At 73.3% G+C, this 17,485-nt stretch carries 15 protein-coding genes; 9 read left to right on the top strand and 6 right to left on the bottom strand.

Going from position 1 to position 17,485, the window contains the following annotated elements; translation table 11 throughout:
• Positions 1-23: 23 nt before the first annotated feature.
• Genes OG331_RS33825 through OG331_RS33810 form a run of 4 tightly spaced genes read left to right on the top strand, consistent with a single transcriptional unit; the run spans position 24 to position 2,545 of the window.
• Positions 24-950, top strand: coding sequence for a hypothetical protein (locus OG331_RS33825; protein ID WP_362378675.1), 927 nt, complete (start codon positions 24-26; stop codon positions 948-950).
• Positions 947-1,180 carry a Trm112 family protein gene (locus OG331_RS33820; RefSeq protein ID WP_328881883.1) on the top strand — a complete coding sequence of 78 codons (234 nt, stop codon included), beginning with the start codon at positions 947-949 and terminating at the stop codon, positions 1,178-1,180. The genes OG331_RS33825 and OG331_RS33820 overlap by 4 nt, the downstream gene beginning before the upstream one ends.
• Positions 1,177-1,980: an FkbM family methyltransferase gene (locus tag OG331_RS33815; RefSeq protein ID WP_406203202.1), complete on the top strand. Its 804-nt coding sequence runs from the start codon at positions 1,177-1,179 to the stop codon at positions 1,978-1,980. The genes OG331_RS33820 and OG331_RS33815 overlap by 4 nt, the downstream gene beginning before the upstream one ends.
• The gene (locus OG331_RS33810) at positions 1,946-2,545 is read left to right on the top strand and encodes a hypothetical protein (protein WP_406203200.1); all 600 of its coding nucleotides are present in this window, start codon (positions 1,946-1,948) and stop codon (positions 2,543-2,545) included. Before OG331_RS33815 ends, OG331_RS33810 begins: the two co-directional genes overlap by 35 nt.
• Here OG331_RS33810 and OG331_RS33805 read toward each other — a convergent pair.
• Genes OG331_RS33805 through OG331_RS33790 form a run of 4 tightly spaced genes read right to left on the bottom strand, consistent with a single transcriptional unit; the run spans position 2,542 to position 8,727 of the window.
• Positions 2,542-5,535 carry a hypothetical protein gene (locus tag OG331_RS33805; RefSeq protein WP_406203198.1) on the bottom strand — a complete coding sequence of 998 codons (2,994 nt, stop codon included), beginning with the start codon at positions 5,533-5,535 and terminating at the stop codon, positions 2,542-2,544. The genes OG331_RS33810 and OG331_RS33805 overlap by 4 nt on opposite strands.
• The gene (locus OG331_RS33800) at positions 5,532-6,554 is read right to left on the bottom strand and encodes a hypothetical protein (RefSeq protein WP_406203196.1); all 1,023 of its coding nucleotides are present in this window, start codon (positions 6,552-6,554) and stop codon (positions 5,532-5,534) included. The genes OG331_RS33805 and OG331_RS33800 overlap by 4 nt, the downstream gene beginning before the upstream one ends.
• Positions 6,551-7,498: an AAA family ATPase gene (locus OG331_RS33795; RefSeq protein WP_406203194.1), complete on the bottom strand. Its 948-nt coding sequence runs from the start codon at positions 7,496-7,498 to the stop codon at positions 6,551-6,553. Before OG331_RS33795 ends, OG331_RS33800 begins: the two co-directional genes overlap by 4 nt.
• Entirely contained in the window at positions 7,495-8,727 is a 1,233-nt protein-coding gene (locus OG331_RS33790) for a toll/interleukin-1 receptor domain-containing protein (protein ID WP_406203192.1), read from the bottom strand. Before OG331_RS33790 ends, OG331_RS33795 begins: the two co-directional genes overlap by 4 nt.
• Positions 8,728-8,944: 217 nt before the next feature.
• Here OG331_RS33790 and OG331_RS33785 point away from each other — a divergent pair, with 217 nt between their 5' ends.
• Positions 8,945-10,042: a hypothetical protein gene (locus tag OG331_RS33785; protein WP_406203190.1), complete on the top strand. Its 1,098-nt coding sequence runs from the start codon at positions 8,945-8,947 to the stop codon at positions 10,040-10,042.
• Positions 10,043-10,087: 45 nt separating this feature from the next.
• Here the strand turns inward: OG331_RS33785 and OG331_RS33780 are convergent, their stop codons facing one another.
• Positions 10,088-10,978 (bottom strand): RimK family alpha-L-glutamate ligase, encoded by an 891-nt coding sequence (locus tag OG331_RS33780; protein ID WP_406210451.1) that lies wholly within the window; start codon positions 10,976-10,978, stop codon positions 10,088-10,090.
• A 180-nt stretch (positions 10,979-11,158) separates the two neighbouring features.
• Here OG331_RS33780 and OG331_RS33775 point away from each other — a divergent pair, with 180 nt between their 5' ends.
• Positions 11,159-12,223: a MerR family transcriptional regulator gene (locus tag OG331_RS33775; RefSeq protein ID WP_406203188.1), complete on the top strand. Its 1,065-nt coding sequence runs from the start codon at positions 11,159-11,161 to the stop codon at positions 12,221-12,223.
• 21 nt (positions 12,224-12,244) lie between these two features.
• Here the strand turns inward: OG331_RS33775 and OG331_RS33770 are convergent, their stop codons facing one another.
• A complete protein-coding gene (locus OG331_RS33770; RefSeq protein WP_363035717.1) occupies positions 12,245-12,958 on the bottom strand; it encodes a FadR/GntR family transcriptional regulator in 714 nt (237 codons plus the stop codon).
• 198 nt (positions 12,959-13,156) lie between these two features.
• On the opposite strand from OG331_RS33770, the gene OG331_RS33765 reads away from it, so the two are divergent.
• From OG331_RS33765 to OG331_RS33755, 3 genes are read left to right on the top strand one after another with little or no spacing between them, the layout of a single operon-like run.
• Positions 13,157-14,557, top strand: coding sequence for an SLC13 family permease (locus OG331_RS33765; RefSeq protein WP_406203186.1), 1,401 nt, complete (start codon positions 13,157-13,159; stop codon positions 14,555-14,557).
• A gap of 52 nt (positions 14,558-14,609) precedes the next feature.
• On the top strand, positions 14,610-16,055 hold the full coding sequence (locus OG331_RS33760) for an acyl-CoA synthetase (RefSeq protein ID WP_406203184.1): 1,446 nt from the start codon (positions 14,610-14,612) through the stop codon (positions 16,053-16,055).
• Entirely contained in the window at positions 16,048-17,388 is a 1,341-nt protein-coding gene (locus tag OG331_RS33755; protein WP_406203182.1) for a carboxyl transferase domain-containing protein, read from the top strand. The genes OG331_RS33760 and OG331_RS33755 overlap by 8 nt, the downstream gene beginning before the upstream one ends.
• Positions 17,389-17,485 lie beyond the last annotated feature (97 nt).

The following is a 17,485-nucleotide window of genomic DNA, read 5'->3' as shown; positions in this document are numbered from 1 at the left end:
GGGCGGACACCATGTGGTGGGGAGTGGCCGCGGCCCTGATGGCGAACACCCTGTACAGCCTCGGTTTCGTCCTGGAGAAACGGGCGCTCACCGCACTTCCGCAGGTGAACATCCGGCAACCCGCCCGGCTGCTGCGGCTGGTGCTCGGCAGCCCGTTGTGGATCGGCGGGTCGCTCGCCCTCGCCGCCGGTTTCGGCGCGCAGCTCGTCGTCTACCGCACGCTGCCCATCGCCGCCGCGCAGGGCATCTTCGTCTCCGGGCTCGTGCTCCTCGTGCTGCTCTCGGCTCGGCTGCTGGGCGAGGAGACCAGCGGGCGGGAGCGGTACGCGCTCGGCGCGATCCTCGCCGCGCTGCTGATGGTCGTGCTGTCGCTGCGGGAGGGCCCGGGCGGCGGGGAGGCCGTCGGCCGGGCCGCCCCGTATCCGCTGATCCTGCTGGTGTGCGTGCCCTCGCTCGCGGCCGGCGTGTGGCTGTACAACTCGGCGGAGCGCAGGGCCCGGCACCGGCACCGGCTGCCGACGGCCGGCGTCGAGTACGGCGTGGCGGTGGGGCTGCTGTACGGCGTCAGCTCGCTGGCCATCAAGGGGGTGTCGAGCTACCTGACGACGAGCGGAATCGGCGACGCCGTGCTGGACCTGCTGCGCTCCCCGTACCCGTATCTGCTCCTGTTCACCGGCGCGTTCGGGCTGGTCATGTCGCAGGCGGCGCTGCAACGCTGCCGGGCCTCGCTGATCGTGCCGGTGTGCACGACGGTGACCAGTCTGTACACGGCCGTGCTCGGCACGCTGTCGTTCGGCGAGGCGCTGCCCGAGGAACCGCTGCGGCTGGCGCTGCGGGTCGCGGGTACGGCGCTCGCCGTAGTCGTACTGCTGTCGATGCCGAGGCACGACCCACCGGCCCCGCCCTCTCCCCAACCCGCCATCGGCGCCAAGGAGTTGACCCCACCATGAAGCCCGATGACCCGTTGCTCCAGATCCTGGCGTGCCCGCTCGACAAGGGGCCGTTGCACCTGGTCGTACCGGACGAGCCGAGTGCTCGGACGGCGGCCGAGGCGCTGTACAACCCGCGCCTGCACCGGCGCTACCCGATCGTGGACGGCATCCCGCAGCTGCTGCCGGCCTCCGGGGAGCAGGTCTCCGACGACGAACACGAGGAACTACTCAAACGGATGGCCCCATGACCCTGGCCGCGAGCATCGCCCCACTCCTGCCGACCCGCGTGGTCGCCGCTGTCGCCCGGGCCGTGTACCCGCGCTTCGAGCCCGAGCTGGCCCGGCTGGCCGAGCTGTGCCCCGCCGGGTGCGGAACGGCCGTGGACGTCGGCGGGTGGTACGGCCCGTGGACGCGGCGGCTGTCGAGAAGGGCCCGCCGGGTGGTGACCGTGGAACCGGTCCCGCACCTCGCGCGGCTCCTCGCCGCGACGGCCCCGCCCAACGTCCGGGTCGTGCAGGCCGCGGCGGCCGAGCGTCCCGGCACGGCCCGGCTCTGGCTGCCGCCGCACGACGCGGGCGACCGGGGGGTGTCCTCCCTGGTCCGCCGGAACATCCACGCCACGGCCCTCCCGGTCAGCTGTGTCACCCTCGACGAACTCGGCCTCAAGGACGTCGGGTTCGTCAAGGTCGACGTGGACGGCAGCGAGCTCGCGGTGCTGCGCGGCGCGACCGGTCTCCTCGCGCGCGACCGGCCCGCCCTGTTCGTCGAGCTGGAGTCCCGCATCCAGCCGATCGCCCCGGTGCTGACGTATCTCTCCCTGCTCGGTTACGACGGCTGGGTCCTGCCCGGCCGCGACTGGATCCCCCTGTCCGCCTTCCCGCTGGAGGCACACCAGGCCGAGGCCGCCCACGTCGTCACCCAAGGCCTGCTGCGCCGCGTGCTGCCGTTCCGAGGCCCCCGGTACGTCAATTCGGTCCTCTTTCTTCCCGACGGCCGCCGCCCCGTGGGCGACGATGGAGCGCATGCCCTCCGGAAAGCACCCCGCTAGCCCCTTCACCCCGCTCGACTTCCAGCTGGTGCTGCTGCGCCGCATGGCCGACCACAACCCGGACCTGGTGGACAGCGCCCGCCACGAGCTGGGCGTCTCGATCGCCGACATGCGCGAGGCCAACAAGCGCTGGCAGGCGATGGTCCGCTCCCCGCGCGCACGCGGGGCCGCCTCCCGGTACCGCTCGGTGCTGGGCGCGCCCGAGTCGGTCATCACCCGCAAGGTCGGCGACCTGGAGTGCGAGGCCTGGCTCTGGCCGGTCCCCCTCTGGCCCGGCCTCCGCTTCGAGGTGCTGCTCGCCCCGAACGGCGCGGTCTGGAACGAGTGGCTGGTCCGCGCCCCCGGCTCCGAGGCCCCGGCCCTGCACACCCTCGCCGACCTCACCCCCTGGTCCTGCACGGTCGACGAGGCGGCCCGCGCCTTCGCCCCCGCCCGGCCCCTGGAGGGAACGGCCCCGACACGCTGGGGGCTGGCCTTCGCGGCGCCGGACGGGGAGGGGGTGCGGCGGGAGGTGGTTGCGGAGTTCAGCTGGGGGTTGTTGCAGCGGGTGGCGGTTCGCGGCTAGGAGGTGCCGTCCGAGTCGGCCAGAACGGCGCGGACCTCCTCGCGCAGCCTCGCCGCCTCCCTGGTGCGGCCCAGCGTGTCCAGCCGGACGGACAGCGTGTTGAGGCTTCTGGCGAGGGCACGCCGGTACTTCCGCGGTTGCGTGGCGAAGAGCCGGCGGTAGAGGTTGGCCGCCTCCCGGGCCGCGTCGGCCGCCCGCGGTCTGCCGTCACCGAGCAGGTCGAGGGCCCAGGACCGCATCTCCAGGGCGTCCGCCAGATCGGCGCGGTGCAGGCCCGACTGTTCGGCCTCCAGCTCCCGGTAGTGTCCGACCGCCTCGGACGCCGCCGACACCGCCTCGGCCGGCCGGCCTTGGGTGCCGAGCCAGAGCGCGAGGTTGCGCTGACTGCGGGCGAGGGGTTGGCGGAGGTCCACCGCTCCGTGGGCGACGAGCTCGCCGTAGGTTCCCACGGCCTCGCGCGCGGTCATGATCGCGCCGTCGACCCGGCCCAGGTCCGCGAGGCTGATGGCGAGGCAGTTGAGACTCTCGGCGAGCTGTGGGCGATACGTTTCTGGGTGCAGCGCGGCCAGGTCCCTGCGCATGCTCACGCACTCGAACATCGTCGCGTGCGCCGCCGCGACGTACTGCACGGCACGTTCCCAGTACCAGCGAACGTGCAGGCTCCTCGCCAGGTCGGCCCGGCCGGCCGGATCCGCCTCGGCCTGCTCCCGTCGCACGGCCGCGGCCGACACGGCGGCCTGCAGGGCCTGTTGCCGCCGGCCGAGCGAGCCGTACCGGTTGGCGAGACTGCTCAGGCTCACCGCCAGCGCGGGACGGTGGGTGAGGGCGTCCTCGTCGGCCAGCCGACGGAACAGGTCGACCGCCTCGGCGGCGGCGCTCAGGGCCGCCTCGTGCCGTCCGCTGCCGTGCAGGACGAGAGACCACAGGTGCAGGCTCTCGCCCAGCCGGGGCCGCTGCTCCGGGCGGTCGACGGCGAGTCGGCGACGCAGCGCCACGGACTCCTCGACGGCCGGGCCCGCCTCCGCCCAGCGGTATGCCTCGGCGTGCCGGCTCGCGAGACCGTACAGGGAGGCCCCGAGCGCCGGCAGCGCCTGGAGGGGCAGTTGCTCGACGAGGGGTCGCAGCACGGTGATCGCGTGCTGGTGAGCGGCGGCCGCGTCGGTGCGGCGGCCGGCCGCGGCATGGCGTTCCGCCACGTCGTCCAGGGCGACGGCGGCCTCGACGCCCCGGTCCGGTCCCAACAGCACCATGTTCGCGACGGCGAGGTCCCGGTCCTCGCGCGAGGTGGTGACGTCGCCGATCACCTCGCCGAGGAACGCGGCGGCCTCGTGGGCGTACGCCTCCCCGAAGTCGGCCGGGTTCAGGTCGTCGGGGAAGCGCCGCAGGGCGAAGCGCGGGTTGGGCAGCAGTTCGCGCGGCACGCCCGTGGCGAAGTCCCGCGGTGTCGACGGGTACTCACCCGGCCAGTCCGTGCCGACCGCCCGCAAGACCTCTCCGCCGGTGATGAACCGATCCCTCGGCGACCAGCCCCACCCCTGGGGAACCTCGTCCGGGCCGCGCCGCAGCAGCCGTACCAGCCAGGAGCCGAACAGCCTGTCCCATCCGGTGTCGTGGGGTACGACGACGGCGATCCGGCCCGTCCAGCTCGCCGTGGTCAGGTCCATGGGCGGGGGCGGATAGCCCCAGTCGACGTCGCTGCCCGGCGGCCGCACGGTGTCGAGCAGGACGAGTACCTGGTCGGCGCCCGAACCGGCGGCGAGGCGGAAGAGCGTTTCGCTCGGCAGGGCGGTGTCCGGCCGAGCGGGGTCACTGTCGCGCAGGGCGAGCCGCGGGCCGCCCGGACCGGGCAGTGAGTACCCGCGGACGTACACCACCAGCGGGCCGTCGTGCCGCAGCGCCGTCAGCCGCGCCAGCCGCTCGGTGACCGCGGCGAGGGACGGGTCGGCCAGGTACTCCTTGGCGTAGGTGTCGCCGAAGGCGGCCCCCACCTCACGGCACAGGCCGCGGGAGTGGTCCAGCGGGGGCAGCTGCGCGTGCTCGTACCGGGCGACGGCGATGCCGAGGAAACGGCCCGCCGGTCCTCCGCCGCGCGGCGCCGGAGCCTGGTCCGGCAGGCGGAACACCTGCCCCCGTGCGCTGCGCAGCAGGACCGGTCCCGGACCGACCGGCACGCGGATCTGCCAGGTCACCGGAACGGACAGATCTTCGTCCCGCTCCCGCGGACCGCCGGCCAGCAGGGTCAGTACGCGCGGTGCCGTGTCGGGCACCGGGAGGGCGTACGTGCCCGGTGGCACGTCGATGCGCGCGTCCGGGTCGTACGCCCGGCCGTCGACCTCCAGCTCGTCCCCGTCCCGGCGTACGGTGATCCGGATGTCGTCGAGGACGCGGGCGAGGTCGCCGAGTCGGCGGGCCGGCAGCGGGGCGCGTTCCACGGTGAACGGGAAACGCCGGGCCGGGACGCGGGGGCGTACGGTCTGGGCGAGCTGCCAGCCCGTGGGCGAGTCGCGGACGGCCTGCGGCAGCCGGTCCCAGGCCGAGGCCAGCCATTGTCTGAGGCCGTCACGATTCTGCTGGGTGATGGCCTTGAACGCCGGGGCCAGGGCGCCGTCGATCTCGGCGAGGCGTCCGGCCACGGCGAGCCAGGTGACCTCTTCCTCCAGCAGCAGGGCCGGTGACAGATCGGCGTGCACATGCTGGACGATCCGCCACAGGGAGTGCACCGGGGCGTCCTGCGGCTGCTGTCGCAGCCATCGCTCCAACCGGCGTTGCAGCCGGTGGCGTTCGGCGGTGTCGAAGACGATGCCCGTGGGCCCCTGGGACCGCACGAGTCCGCTGAACCACAGGTCGGACTCGGTCTCCACGCCGAGCCGCGGGAACAGCGCCAGCCGCACGGCCCGGATCAGTTCGGGCTCCACGCGCACGGCCACGCTGAGCGCGGTCGCCAGCTTCTCGACGGGGTCGACGGCCTGCCGGTCGCGTGTCACGGTCACCGCCGCGCTCCGACCAGGGCGGAGACCGTGCTCACCGTCGTGGTCCGGTCCCAGGTGAGGACGGACAGCAGCGGGGCCAGCTCCGCGGGCACCCGGTTGACCGGATAAGGCACAAGGGCCAGGACCGTGCATCCGGCCCGGACGATCTCGTCGAGGACGTGGTGCCACTCGGCGACCGAGGCCCGCCGTGGATGCAGCACGGGCCCGCCCACACCGAGGTCGGAGACGACCAGGACGCGGGTCCCCGGACTGGGCGGCCGGTACGGCTGCCAGGTGCGCGGGGAGCCGGGGCCCGTGCCCCGGGCCGGCACATCGGCGAAGCAGCGCACCTGGGTGAGTTCCGCGCCGACCAACCCGGTGATCCGGCGGGCCAGTTCCTTCTGGTCACGCCGGTACGGCTCCATGCTGTCGCCCTGGTCGAGAAGGACCTGCACGCCGAAGCGGAGAGTGGGACGGGCGGCCCGCGGCAGCCGGGTCAGCGGGATGCCCCGGGCGAAGGCCTCGACGAGGGCGTCGATGTCCGGTTCGCCGTCGTCACGGACCAGGGTGGTCAGGGCGGCGTTGAGGATGGCGGCGGAGGAGCGTCTGGTGAGCAGCGGCTCCAGCGGCGGCCGGGCGGTGAGGTGACGCTCGGTCACCTCGTCGAGGGAGCGGACGGCTTCCCAGTCGGTGGGTTCGAGGGCGTCGAGGCGGACGGGTTCCAGCACGGGCGGGCCGGTCGGTCCGGTATGCCCCTCGGACGGCCCCGGGCCGATGTCGGGTGGCGGTGGTTCGGGAGGGGCGCCGACGTCACCGGGGCGGCGGGCGGGCGGAGGGAGGGGCGGCTCCTCGGCGGGCGGGCCGGGCGGGGCAGGCGCGGGCGCCCCGGTCGCCGGGTCCGGCGGCGGCCCGGGCGGCGGTGGCTCGTCGGCGAAGCCGAGCAGCCGGGCGGCGCGACGCTGCAGTGCGGGGTCATCGCCCACCGCGTCCAAGGCCCGGGCCAGATCGGCCACCCAGATCTCGGGGACCTGTCCGGTCACGCCACGTTGTCCTGCTTCAGCAGCGCCATCCGGCGCAGCGTCCGCCAGCGCTCGTCGCTGTCCTCGACCCGGATGCCCAGTTGCCGGCACGCGTGGAAGGCGTCCAGGAACTCGGCGGTGCTGGGCTTGCGGTGCGCTCTTCGGTCCGCGTCCTTGCGCAGGCGCTGCACCGCGTCCGCCAGGTCCTGGGCGAGGAGCAGGTCCGCTTCGGTGAAGGGGCCGTCGTAGGCGTCCACATGGGCGCGGGCGACCTCGACCAGCTCCGCCGGTTCCGGGTGTTCGAGCTTCACGACCAGACAGCGCCTCAGGAACGCCTCGGGCAGCTCGCGCTGTTCGTTCGTGGTGATGACCACGAGTGCCTTGGTGTCGTCCTCGGGTTCGATCTCACGCCCCGTCTGGGAGAGGGTGAAACGGCGCGAACCCAGCGGGACGAGCAGTCCGTTGGGCAGTTCGGGGTCCGCCTTGTCGATCTCGTCGATCAGTACGACGGAACGGGCGCGCAGATCGGCGGTGTCCGTCCTGACGGGCCGTCGGCCACGGGACCGGGGCAGGCGGCGGGCGCGCAGCGCGTGGGCGCGGGCGGAGTGCGGCGCGAACGCCTTCCACAGCACACCGGGCTCCACATACGCGTCGATCGGCTTGAGCCGCTGTGCCTGGGCGTCCGCCAGCCGCAGCACATGGTCGAACGACCACAGCAGGTCCGGCGCCTGGGTGCGCGAGGTCACCACGTGCTCGTGATACGCCCAGTTGTGCTGCCACGCGACGTGCGCGGCGAAGGACGACTTGCCGGAGCCGGGATCGCCGCGCAGCAGCAGCGGCCGTCCGGTGGCGAGGGCGACGTCGACGGCCAGGTCGAGGTCGCCGCGTACGACGTAGGCCCGGCCGTCGGGGCGGTCGGGGGCGTTGCGGGCGGTCGGTTGCGGCGGGGTCGGCTCGGGGATCACGACTCGGCGTCCTTTCCGTGACCGCTTCTCCTGTCGCGGATCTCCTTCAGCGCCCGCCGCGTGCGCGCCATCTGCCCCTCGGCGCCGGGCTGCACCGGGATGTGCACGGCGCCGGCGGTCGGGACGCCCAGGTCCGCGGGATCGGTCCGGTCGGTGAGGACGATGATGTTGAGCCAGTGGAATCGCCCGATCAGGGTGCGCACCAAATGTCCGACGACGTCGAGTTCGGTGCCGGCGGGGTCGATGACGAGGAAGAGCACCTCGCCCTCGATCGGCAGCTCGTTCTCGTCGTCCGACTTGAGCAGCGCGCATATCGCCGTCAGGCAGGCCGTCATGTGCTCCTCGTGCTGGGCCTCGCCGGCCACCAGGTCGACGGCCTTCACCCAGTAGGCGCCCGAGAAGCAGGAGGCGCGGTGGATGTGCTGCTCGGCCGTCTCGGCCCGGGCACCGGCCAGCGTGGCGACCACCCGGCGCTCGCCGGGGAGCAGCAGCCGTACGCCCAGGGGATCGATCCAGGTGGGGAGCAGCAGGCTGATGAGCTTGTTCAGCCGGTCGAGGGCGAGGAAGAACTCCACCTCGTTGACGGCCGACGGCACCTTCTGGGTGGGCACCGGGGCCAGGACCTGGTGCGCGACATGGCGCCGCTCCTCGGACGCGGTCGGGAAGCGCCAGTCCCCCTCGGAGCCGAGCCGGTGGGCCATGGACCGCAGGGTGAACCGGTCGGTCACCTCGTCCAGACAGTGTTCGATCTTGGTCGTCATGGCGCGCATCGCCGAGTTGTCCGCGCATCCGCCGAGGTCACCGAGGCGTTCGACGATCAGGGAGACCAGGTCCGCGGGCTCGGTCTCCTCCTGGAGGACGCACTGCAGATCGGCGAGCTGGGACAGCTCCGAGCGCCGCAGCTCCCGCGGTGAGAGCCCCTTCAGCAGCACGGGCACGATGGTGAGGCGTGACCCCACCGCCCGCCGCCACAACAGGATGTGGACCTCGCGCTTGAGCCAGGTGGACTCCAGCCCGTCCTTGCTCACCAGCACGACCGCCGCGTCGCAGTCGGCCAGCCATCCGTAGAGAACCGACCGCCAGTCCGTCCCGGGCGGCAGCAGGTCGTCCACGCGCACGTCCCAGCCGAGGTCCGGCAACCGTTTGATGAGTTCGGTCCGTACCGAATCGGCGTTCGCCTGATCCTCTTCGGTCTTCGCCGAGCTGTGACTGATGAAGGTGATCGCCATCGACCACTGACCGTCCTGCCGCACGTGCCCAGTCGGAGCTCACTCGCCCCTGTAGGACGGAGAGGTTGACAGGTGATCGGGACATAGGTCAACTCGGCGCTATGTCGACGAATTGACGGACCCTTATGTGAAACTTACGTGTGGTGGGCTCAGCTGCCGGAAATCCTCACGGAAGCAGCGGACCGCCGGTCGACGACGACCGCGGGGGAAGCGGGGGATGGTGTCGTCCGACAGAGCACGCCCGGTCATCGCGATCGTGGGCAGCGTCGAGCCAGGCCGCACGTACTCACCCGGGCTGAAACACTCCGAGGCCGCCCCGGCCGCCTGCCGCGAGCTGGGCCGTCAACTCGCGCTGGCCGGTTACGACCTCGCCGTCTTCTCCGCCAAGCCCAGATACATCGAGTACGACGTCGTCCAGGGATACGCCCAGGAAGTGGACGGCGCGGGCGTGGTGTTCCTGCATGTACCCCGGCACCAGGACCACGACTTCGGGCTGCCGGAGGGCAGCGCGGCGGAAGTGCGGGTGGTCCGGGACACCGGCCCGGAGTGGGAGGTCTCCTTCTACCGGACGCTGCTGGCCAGTGACGCCGCGCTGCTCGTCGGCGGGGGCCGGTCGACCCGGGTGGCCGGGGTCATCGCCATGGCTCAGCGCGTTCCGCTGCTGCCGGTCGCCGCCTTCGGGGGCGGGGCGAGCCAGGTGTGGGCCAACCTGGACAAGGTCCGCAACGACACGACCGACGACGACATCGTTCTCCTCGGACAGGACTGGCGGGCCGACTCCGCGCGCCGGCTCGTCCGGTGCCTGGACCGTCAGCGGCTGCGCCGCACGGACTGGCAGCGCGAACGCGACCGGAGCGAGCGCCGGTCCCTGCTCTCCGCCGGCCTGGGTACGGTCGTGGCCCTGCTGTTACTGGTGTGCTCGCTGCTGGGCTTCGTGCTCGCCGGAGAGCCCGGCCCGGCGACCGGCCGCCGGCTCGGGGTGCTGGTGGTGACGCCGTTGCTGGCGGCCATGGCCGGTGCGGTGATCCGCAGTTCCTTCGAGACGGCCGGTCAGTGGCCGAGAGCGGCGGTGCGCGGGCTGGGCGCGGGGGTCGTCTCCGTCCTGCTGTACGTGGCGTCCCAACTGCTCACGGTGCCCTCCCTGCTGGACGAACTGGACGTGCGCAGGCTCCTGTTCTTCACGCTGCCCCTCGGATTCAGCGCCGGTTTCACCTTCGACCTCGTCTTCGAGCGCCTGCGCTCGGGAGCGGCCCCCGATCCCCCCGCACTGCCGGGCGGGCCCCCGCCCGGGCCCGGTCCGTCCGACCGTCCCTGACCGGCGGCCGCAGGACGGCGTCCGGCGGGCCCGTCCGGCGTGGTCTCACCGAACCGCGGCCGCCAGAATCGCCTCGACAACCCCCGGCACCGACCCCGCATGCAGCGACAGGAACAGATTCGGCTCGACGAGCTCCAGCTCCATCACCCGCGGCTGCCCGCCCGGCCCGTCCTCCCCGTCGACGAGGTCCACGCGCGCGTACAGCAGCGCGGCGGTGTGCGGTACGGCGGCCAGGGCGCGTTCGGCGACGGTGAGTTCGGCCGGGGTCGGGGTCCAGGGTTCGAGGCCCGGATGGGCGACCTTGCGCTCGTCGTACGGCGTGCCGGGGGTGAGGACGGCACCCTTGCGGCTGGCGTGCAGCAGGCGGCCGCCGAAGAACTGCAGGGCCCGTTCTCCGCTGACCTCGATGCCCCTCACATACGGCTGCACCATCGCCGTGAGGCCCTCGGCGTGCATGCGCGCGAGGTGCCGTACGGCCGTGTCGTGCTCGTCGGGCGTGTACCGGGCGGCGAAGCGGGCGCCGGCGCCGGAGGTGGGCTTGATGACGTACTCGTCGTCGAGGGGGAGGCCGGCGGCGCTCGGGGTGCCGCCGGGCGCGAAGTAGCGGGTCGGCACCACGGGTACCCCGGCCTCGGCGAGGTCGCCGAGGTAGCGCTTGTCGGCGTTCCAGCGGACCACCTCGGCGGGGTTCGCGAGCCGGGTGGCCTTGCCGCAGCGCTCCGCCCAGGCCAGGAATTCGGCCGCACGCCAGCTGTAGTCCCAGGTGGAGCGGATCACGGCGAGGTCGTAGCCGCCCCAGTCGGCCTGCTCGTCGTCCCAGTACACGGACTCCGCCTCGGCCCCGGCCTCCCGCAGCGCCCGCACCAGCACCGGGAGGTCACGGTCGACGCTGACCTCGGGGCCGGGACGGCAGGTGACGAGGGCGATGCGGGCCACGATGGGTTCCTCCGGGTCGGACGCGGACAGGACGGCGGGCAGCACGGCAGTAGCACGGCTGTGCGATGCGCAGGCTAACAAGCGCGTCCCGGACAGCGCTCCCGGAACCGGGGCAGGCCGCTTGACCTTCACCTTCGGTGAAGCCACAGCATCGGTGCCGAGGAAGCGGAGGGGATCGGGATGCGCGAGGACATGCTGACGATCGGGGCCTTCTCGAAGGCCTGCCGGCTGTCGCCGAAGGCACTGCGGCTGTACGACGAGCTGGAGCTGCTCAAGCCCCGTCGGGTCGATCCGGACACCGGGTACCGGTACTACGCCGTCGACCAGCTGGAGCGGGCCCGCCTGGTGGCGTGGCTGCGGCGGCTCGGCATGCCGCTGGTCCGGATCCGTCAGGTGTGCGCGCTGCCGGCGGCCGACGCCGCCCGCGCGATCCGTGCCTACTGGGCGCAGGTCGAGGCGGAGACGGCCGTACGGCGGGATCTCGCCGCGTTCCTCGTCGACCAACTCGTCGCAGCACCGAGGAAGGACACCACCATGCTGGAACTCCGCTACGCCGCGCACTCCGACCGGGGCCGGACCCGCCCCGCCAACCAGGACACCGCCTACGCCGGCACCCGGCTGCTCGCGGTGGCCGACGGCTACGGCCCGGCGGGCGTGCCCGCGAGCAGCGCGGCGGTGGAGGCACTGCGCTTCCTGGACACGGCCGAACTCCCGGCGGGCGACGTCCTGAACCTGCTGGAGGAGGCGGTGCAGGGCGCCACGGACGCGGTCCGGGACGCGGCGGGCGGCGCCGAGGAGGACGCCGGTACGACCCTGACGGCCCTGCTGTGGACGGGCTCCCGGCTGGCTCTGGTCCACATCGGCGACTCCCGCGCCTATCTGCTCCGCGACGGCGCCCTGTTCCGCATCACGGACGACCACACGGTGGTCCAGTCGCTGATCGACGAGGGCCGTCTGACGCCGGAGGAGGCCACGACCCACCCTCAGCGCTCCCTGCTCCTGAAGTCCCTCTCCCCGACCACTCCCCCGGACCTCCGCCTACGCGACGCAGAACCCGGTGACCGCTATCTCCTCTGCTCCGACGGCCTCTCCACGGTCGTCCCCGACGCCCGCATCCGCGCACTCCTCACCACCACGCCGTCCCCCGACACCGCCGTACACGCCCTGATCGACGCGGCGAACGAGGCGGGCGGGCCGGACAACGTGAGTTGTGTGGTGGCGGACGTGGTGGAGGCGGCGGCCTGATCGAACGCCGGGCCGGACGACCTACGGTTCCCGCTCCTCCTCCGGCTCCCAGTCCAGCAACCGCACCTTCGCCACCGTACGGACGTGCCGCCGCATCGCCGCTGCCGCCCGCCCGGGCCGCCGGTCGGCGATCGCGTCCAGGATGGCCTGGTGCTGGGCGAGGGAGCGGGCCGGGCGGTGGGGCTGGCGGAGCGATTCCGTGCGGCTCTCGGCGATCTGGTCGGCGATGGAGCGCATGAACTCGGCGAGGATGCTGCTGTGGGCGGCGGCGGTGACCGCGGCGTGGAAGAGGCGGTCACCCTCCACGCCGTGACCGTCGCCCTCGATCTCCTCGGCCATGTGCGCGAGGGCCGCCCGCATCGCCGCGAGGTCCTCGTCCGTACGGCGTTCCGCGGCCAGTTCGGCGAGTTTCGTCTCCAGCGCCTCGCGGGCCTCCAGGACATCGGGGAGGCGTCGCCGGCGCTCGACCAGCTTCTCGACCGGCTCCACGTCGAGGCTGTCGCGGACCAGGTACGTGCCGCCGCCGTGCCGCGCCTCCACCAGGCCCTGGACCTCCAGGACCACGATGGCCTGCTTCACCGAGGCCCGGCTGACGCCCAGCCGCTGTGCCAGGTCCCGTTCGGGCGGCAGCCGGTCACCGGCCCGCAGGCCCCCCTCGGTGACGTACTGCCGCAGCCGGTCGAGCACCTGCTCGTACAGGCGCTGTTTGGCCATGGGGCGCAGAGCGTCGGTCACGGGCTCCCCCTCTCGCCGGGAGCGTAACACCGGCACCCCGAGTGGACGAGTGGCTGAGCCAATTCATGCGCGACCCCTTGACGCGCCCGCCGAGCGCGCCCACGCTAACCAGCCAGGCGCCCCGATTGGCTCAGCCACTCGTCCACTCATTTCCCTTCGCTTCATTCCTTCGCCCGGGACCCAAAGACGGGAGCCCGCATGTCCCCCGAACTCATTTCGATCCTCGTCCTCGCCGTGGTGTTCGTCATCGCCACCACCCGCTCGATCAACATGGGCGCACTCGCCTTCGCCGCCGCCTTCGCCGTCGGCACCCTGGTCGCCGACCTCGACGCGGACGGCATCTTCGCCGGTTTCCCCGGCGACCTCTTCGTCGTCCTCGTCGGCGTCACGTACCTCTTCGCGATCGCCCGCGCCAACGGCACCACCGACTGGCTGGTGCACGCCTCGATCCGGCTCGTCCGGGGTCGGGTGGCGCTCATCCCCTGGGTGATGTTCGCCCTCACCGGCGCGCTCACGGCCATCGGTGCCGTGAGCCCGGCCGCGGTCGCGATCGTCGCGCCGATCGCGTTGAGCTTCGCCGCCCGCTACGGGATCAGCCCGCTGCTGATGGGCGCGATGGTCGTGCACGGCGCCCAGGCCGGCGGCTTCTCGCCGATCAGCATCTACGGCTCGATCGTCAACGGCATCGTCGAGCGGGAGAAGCTGCCGGGCAACGAGGTCGCGCTCTTCCTGGCGTCCCTGGTCGCCAACCTCGTCATCGCGGCGGTCGTGTTCGTCCTCTTCGGCGGGCTGAAGCTGTGGGCGCAGGGAGCGGTGGCGGTGACGGAGGTGGAGGACGGGACCTCCGGTGGTGGGAGTGCCGCGAAGGCGAACCCGACCAAGAACCCGAGCGAGACCCCGCCGGGCGGCGGCACCGGTGGCGGAACCTCACCCGCCGGTACGGCCACCACCGGCACCACCACCGCCGTCGCCGTCCGCCCCGAGGCGCCCCCCGCCGCCCACCTCACCCCCGCCCGTGCCGCCACCCTCCTCTCCCTGGTCGCCCTCGTCGTCGCCGTCCTCGCCTTCGATCTGGACGCCGGTCTGACCGCGATCACCCTCGCCGTCGTCCTGAGCACGGCGTGGCCGGCGGACAGCCGTACCGCGGTCGGCGAGATCGCCTGGCCGACGGTGCTGCTGATCTGCGGCGTGCTGACGTACGTCGGCGTGCTGGACGAGATGGGCACCATCACCTGGGCCGGCGAGGGCGTCAGCGGCATCGGCGTACCGCTGCTGGCCGCCGTCCTGCTCTGCTACATCGGCGCGCTCGTGTCGGCGTTCGCCTCGTCCGTCGGCATCATGGGCGCGCTCATCCCGCTCGCCGTGCCGTTCCTGGCGCAGGGCGAGATCGGGGCGGTCGGCATGGTGGCGGCGCTCGCGGTGTCGGCGACCGTCGTGGACGTGAGCCCGTTCTCGACGAACGGCGCTCTGGTGCTGGCCGCGGCCCCGGATGTCGACCGTGAGCGTTTCTTCCGGCAGCTGATGGTGTACGGAGGGATCGTGGTGGCGGCGGTACCCGCGGTGGTGTGGCTGGTGCTGGTCGTGCCCGGCTGGGGGTAGGTCGTTGGACGGCAACACTCGGTGTCCGTTGAACAGTTAAGGAGTACGACGCGTGTCCTCTCTCTTCCCGGCCCTGACGGCCGGTCCGGCGGGGCGGGTTGCCCTGCGGTTCGGTGACCGGGCCCTGACGTACGCGGAGCTTTCCGCCGCGACCGGTGCCCTCGCGGGCCGGATCGCGGGCGAGGCGCGGGTTGCCGTGTGGGCGACGCCGGCCCTGGAGACCGCCGTGGCCGTGGTCGCGGCACTGGAGGCCGGGATCGCCGCCGTACCGCTCAACCCGAAGTCGGGCGAGAAGGAGCTGGGGCACATCCTGTCCGACAGTGCGCCGAACCTCGTGCTCGCGGCACCTGGCGATGAACTCCCGTCACCCGTCGACGAGTTGGCGCGAGTGGACGTCGACGTACGGGCCGCCGCCGTCCGTCCGGCCGAGCGGGCCACCGAGAGCGACCCGGCCCTCGTCGTCTACACCTCCGGCACCACCGGCCCGCCCAAGGGCGCCGTCATCCCCCGCCGGGCGATCACCGCCACCCTGGACGCGCTCGCCGACGCCTGGCAGTGGACCGGCGACGACACCCTGGTGCACGGCCTGCCCCTGTTCCATGTGCACGGACTGGTCCTCGGCATCCTCGGCCCGCTGCGCCGCGGCGGATCCGTGCGCCACCTGGGCCGGTTCGACACGGAGGGCGTCGCGCGCGAGCTGAACGACGGCGCGACGATGCTGTTCGGCGTGCCGACGATGTACCACCGCATCGCCCAGGCGCTCCCCGGGGACCCGGGGCTGGCGCAGGCGCTCGGCAAGGCCCGGCTCCTGGTCTCGGGCTCGGCCGCGCTCCCCGTGCACGACCACGAGCGGATCACGGCAGCGACCGGACAGCGGGTCATCGAGCGGTACGGCATGACGGAGACGCTGATGAACACCAGCGTCCGCGCGGACGGCGAGCCGCGGCCCGGGGCGGTGGGCGTGCCGCTGCCGGGCGTGGAGCTGCGGCTGGTGGAGGAGGACGGGACGCCGATCGCGTCGTACGACGGCGAGACCGTGGGCGAGATCCAGGTGCGCGGCCCGAACCTGTTCACCGAGTACCTCAACCGCCCCGACGCCACGGCGTCCGCGTTCACCGAGGACGGCTGGTTCCGCACCGGCGACATGGCGGTGCGCGACCCCGACGGGTACGTCCGGATCGTCGGCCGCAAGGCCACCGACCTGATCAAGAGCGGGGGCTACAAGATCGGGGCGGGCGAGATCGAGAACGCGCTCCTCGAACACCCGGGTGTCCGGGAGGCCGCCGTCACCGGCGAACCGGACGCCGACCTGGGCGAGCGGATCGTGGCGTGGATCGTCCCGGCGGACCCTCAAGTACCGCCGGGAGCCGATGAGTTGGCGGATCATGTCGCCGCCCGCCTGGCCCCGCACAAGCGTCCGCGCCGGGTCCACTACCTCGACGCCCTCCCCCGCAACGACATGGGGAAGATCATGAAGCGGGCCCTGGCCCATGACTGAGCGGCGCCCGTCGGCACGCGAGACGATCGCGCTGGTCGCCGACGACTCCACCTTCACCGAACTCCCCTACCCGGAAAGGGACTCCGGGCCGGACGGCCCCCTCGGCTGGCAGGGCTACGACGCCTCACGCGCGCGTGCCGCCGAGCGCACCGGCGAGGAGGAGTCGGTCGTCTGCGGCACCGCGAGCGTGGCAGGCACCCCCGCCATGCTGCTGGCCTTCGAGTTCGGCTTCCTCGGCGGCTCGCTCGGCCGACGCACCGGGGACCGCCTGGAGTCGGCGTACGCCCATGCCCGCGCCCACCGCCTCCCGGTCGTCCCGCTGGTCGCCACGGGCGGCAGCCGGATGCAGGAGGGCATGTTCGCACTGACCCAACTCCAGCGCGTGGCACGGCAGTCGACGCTGACCCGGGAGGCCGGGCTGGCGCAGATCGCGGTCCTCCGGGACCCGACGACCGGCGGCGGCTGGGCCACCCTCGGCGCGGGCGCCGACGTGACCCTCGCCCTGCCCGGCGCCCAGGTCGGCTTCGCGGGCTCCCGGGTCCGCCCGCCCGACGCCGATCCGGCGGCGTACACGGCTCAGGCGCAGGTGGCGGCGGGGGCGGTGGACGCGGTCGTCCGGCCGCAGGAGCTGCGGGCGGAGCTGGGACGGTGGCTGCGGCTGCTGGCGGGGCCGTCCGCGCAGGAGGCCCCGGTACCCCACGCCCTGGGTGCGCCCGACCTGCCGGCCACCGGCTGGGAGGCGGTCCGACGGGCCCGCGCACCACAACGCCCGGGCGCCGGGGCCTACTTGGACGCCTGCTTCACCACCCGCGTCACGATCAGCGGCGACCGCTGCGGCGGCACCGACCCCGAGGGCATCCTCTGCGGCTTCGGCACCCACGACGGCCGCACGGTCGCCTACGCCGCCCAGACCGGCGCCGCCACCCGCCCCGCCGGCTACCGCACCGCCACCCGCCTGATCCGCCTCGCGGACCGGCTCGGCATCCCGGTGCTCACCCTGGTGGACACCCCGGGCGCCGCCAACGACGCGGAGGCGGAGCGGCAAGGGGTCGGCGCGGCGATCGCGGACCTGTTCGCCGCGGTGGCCGGCGCCCGCGTCCCGATCACCACGCTGGTCATCGGCGAGGGCGGCTCGGGCGGCGCGCTGGCACTGGCGGCGCCGGGCAACACCTGGGCGACGCCCGACAGTTACTTCTCGGTGATCGCGCCGGAGCTGGCGGCGGCGATTCTGAAGCGGGAGGCGGAGCAGGTGGAGGCGACTGCGGATCAGCTGCGGATTCGGCCGCAGGACTTGGTGGAGCTGGGGCTGATCCGGGGAGTCGTGGCGGGGTAGGGGGATGAGGTGCGTCGAAAGACGGGGCGAGGGCGGGGAGGGGCCGGAAACCGGGACAACCCCGGCTGCCGTCCTGGACAATGGGCATGCTCGCCGG

It is taken from the genome of Streptomyces sp. NBC_01017, from assembly GCF_045162795.1.
Taxonomy (GTDB): Bacteria; Actinomycetota; Actinomycetes; order Streptomycetales; family Streptomycetaceae; genus Streptomyces; species Streptomyces machairae.
Note: the sequence above shows the minus strand (reverse complement) of the source record. Positions and strands in the feature narration are given on the sequence as shown.

Coding starts and splice junctions, on each gene's coding strand:
- OG331_RS33820 (WP_328881883.1), top strand. CDS start 947: ATGAAGCCCGATGACCCGTTGCTCCAGATCCTGGCGTGCCCGCTCGAC.
- OG331_RS33815 (WP_406203202.1), top strand. CDS start 1,177: ATGACCCTGGCCGCGAGCATCGCCCCACTCCTGCCGACCCGCGTGGTC.
- OG331_RS33810 (WP_406203200.1), top strand. CDS start 1,946: ATGGAGCGCATGCCCTCCGGAAAGCACCCCGCTAGCCCCTTCACCCCG.
- OG331_RS33790 (WP_406203192.1), bottom strand. CDS start 8,727: ATGGCGATCACCTTCATCAGTCACAGCTCGGCGAAGACCGAAGAGGAT.
- OG331_RS33785 (WP_406203190.1), top strand. CDS start 8,945: ATGGTGTCGTCCGACAGAGCACGCCCGGTCATCGCGATCGTGGGCAGC.
- OG331_RS33775 (WP_406203188.1), top strand. CDS start 11,159: ATGCGCGAGGACATGCTGACGATCGGGGCCTTCTCGAAGGCCTGCCGG.
- OG331_RS33765 (WP_406203186.1), top strand. CDS start 13,157: ATGTCCCCCGAACTCATTTCGATCCTCGTCCTCGCCGTGGTGTTCGTC.
- OG331_RS33755 (WP_406203182.1), top strand. CDS start 16,048: ATGACTGAGCGGCGCCCGTCGGCACGCGAGACGATCGCGCTGGTCGCC.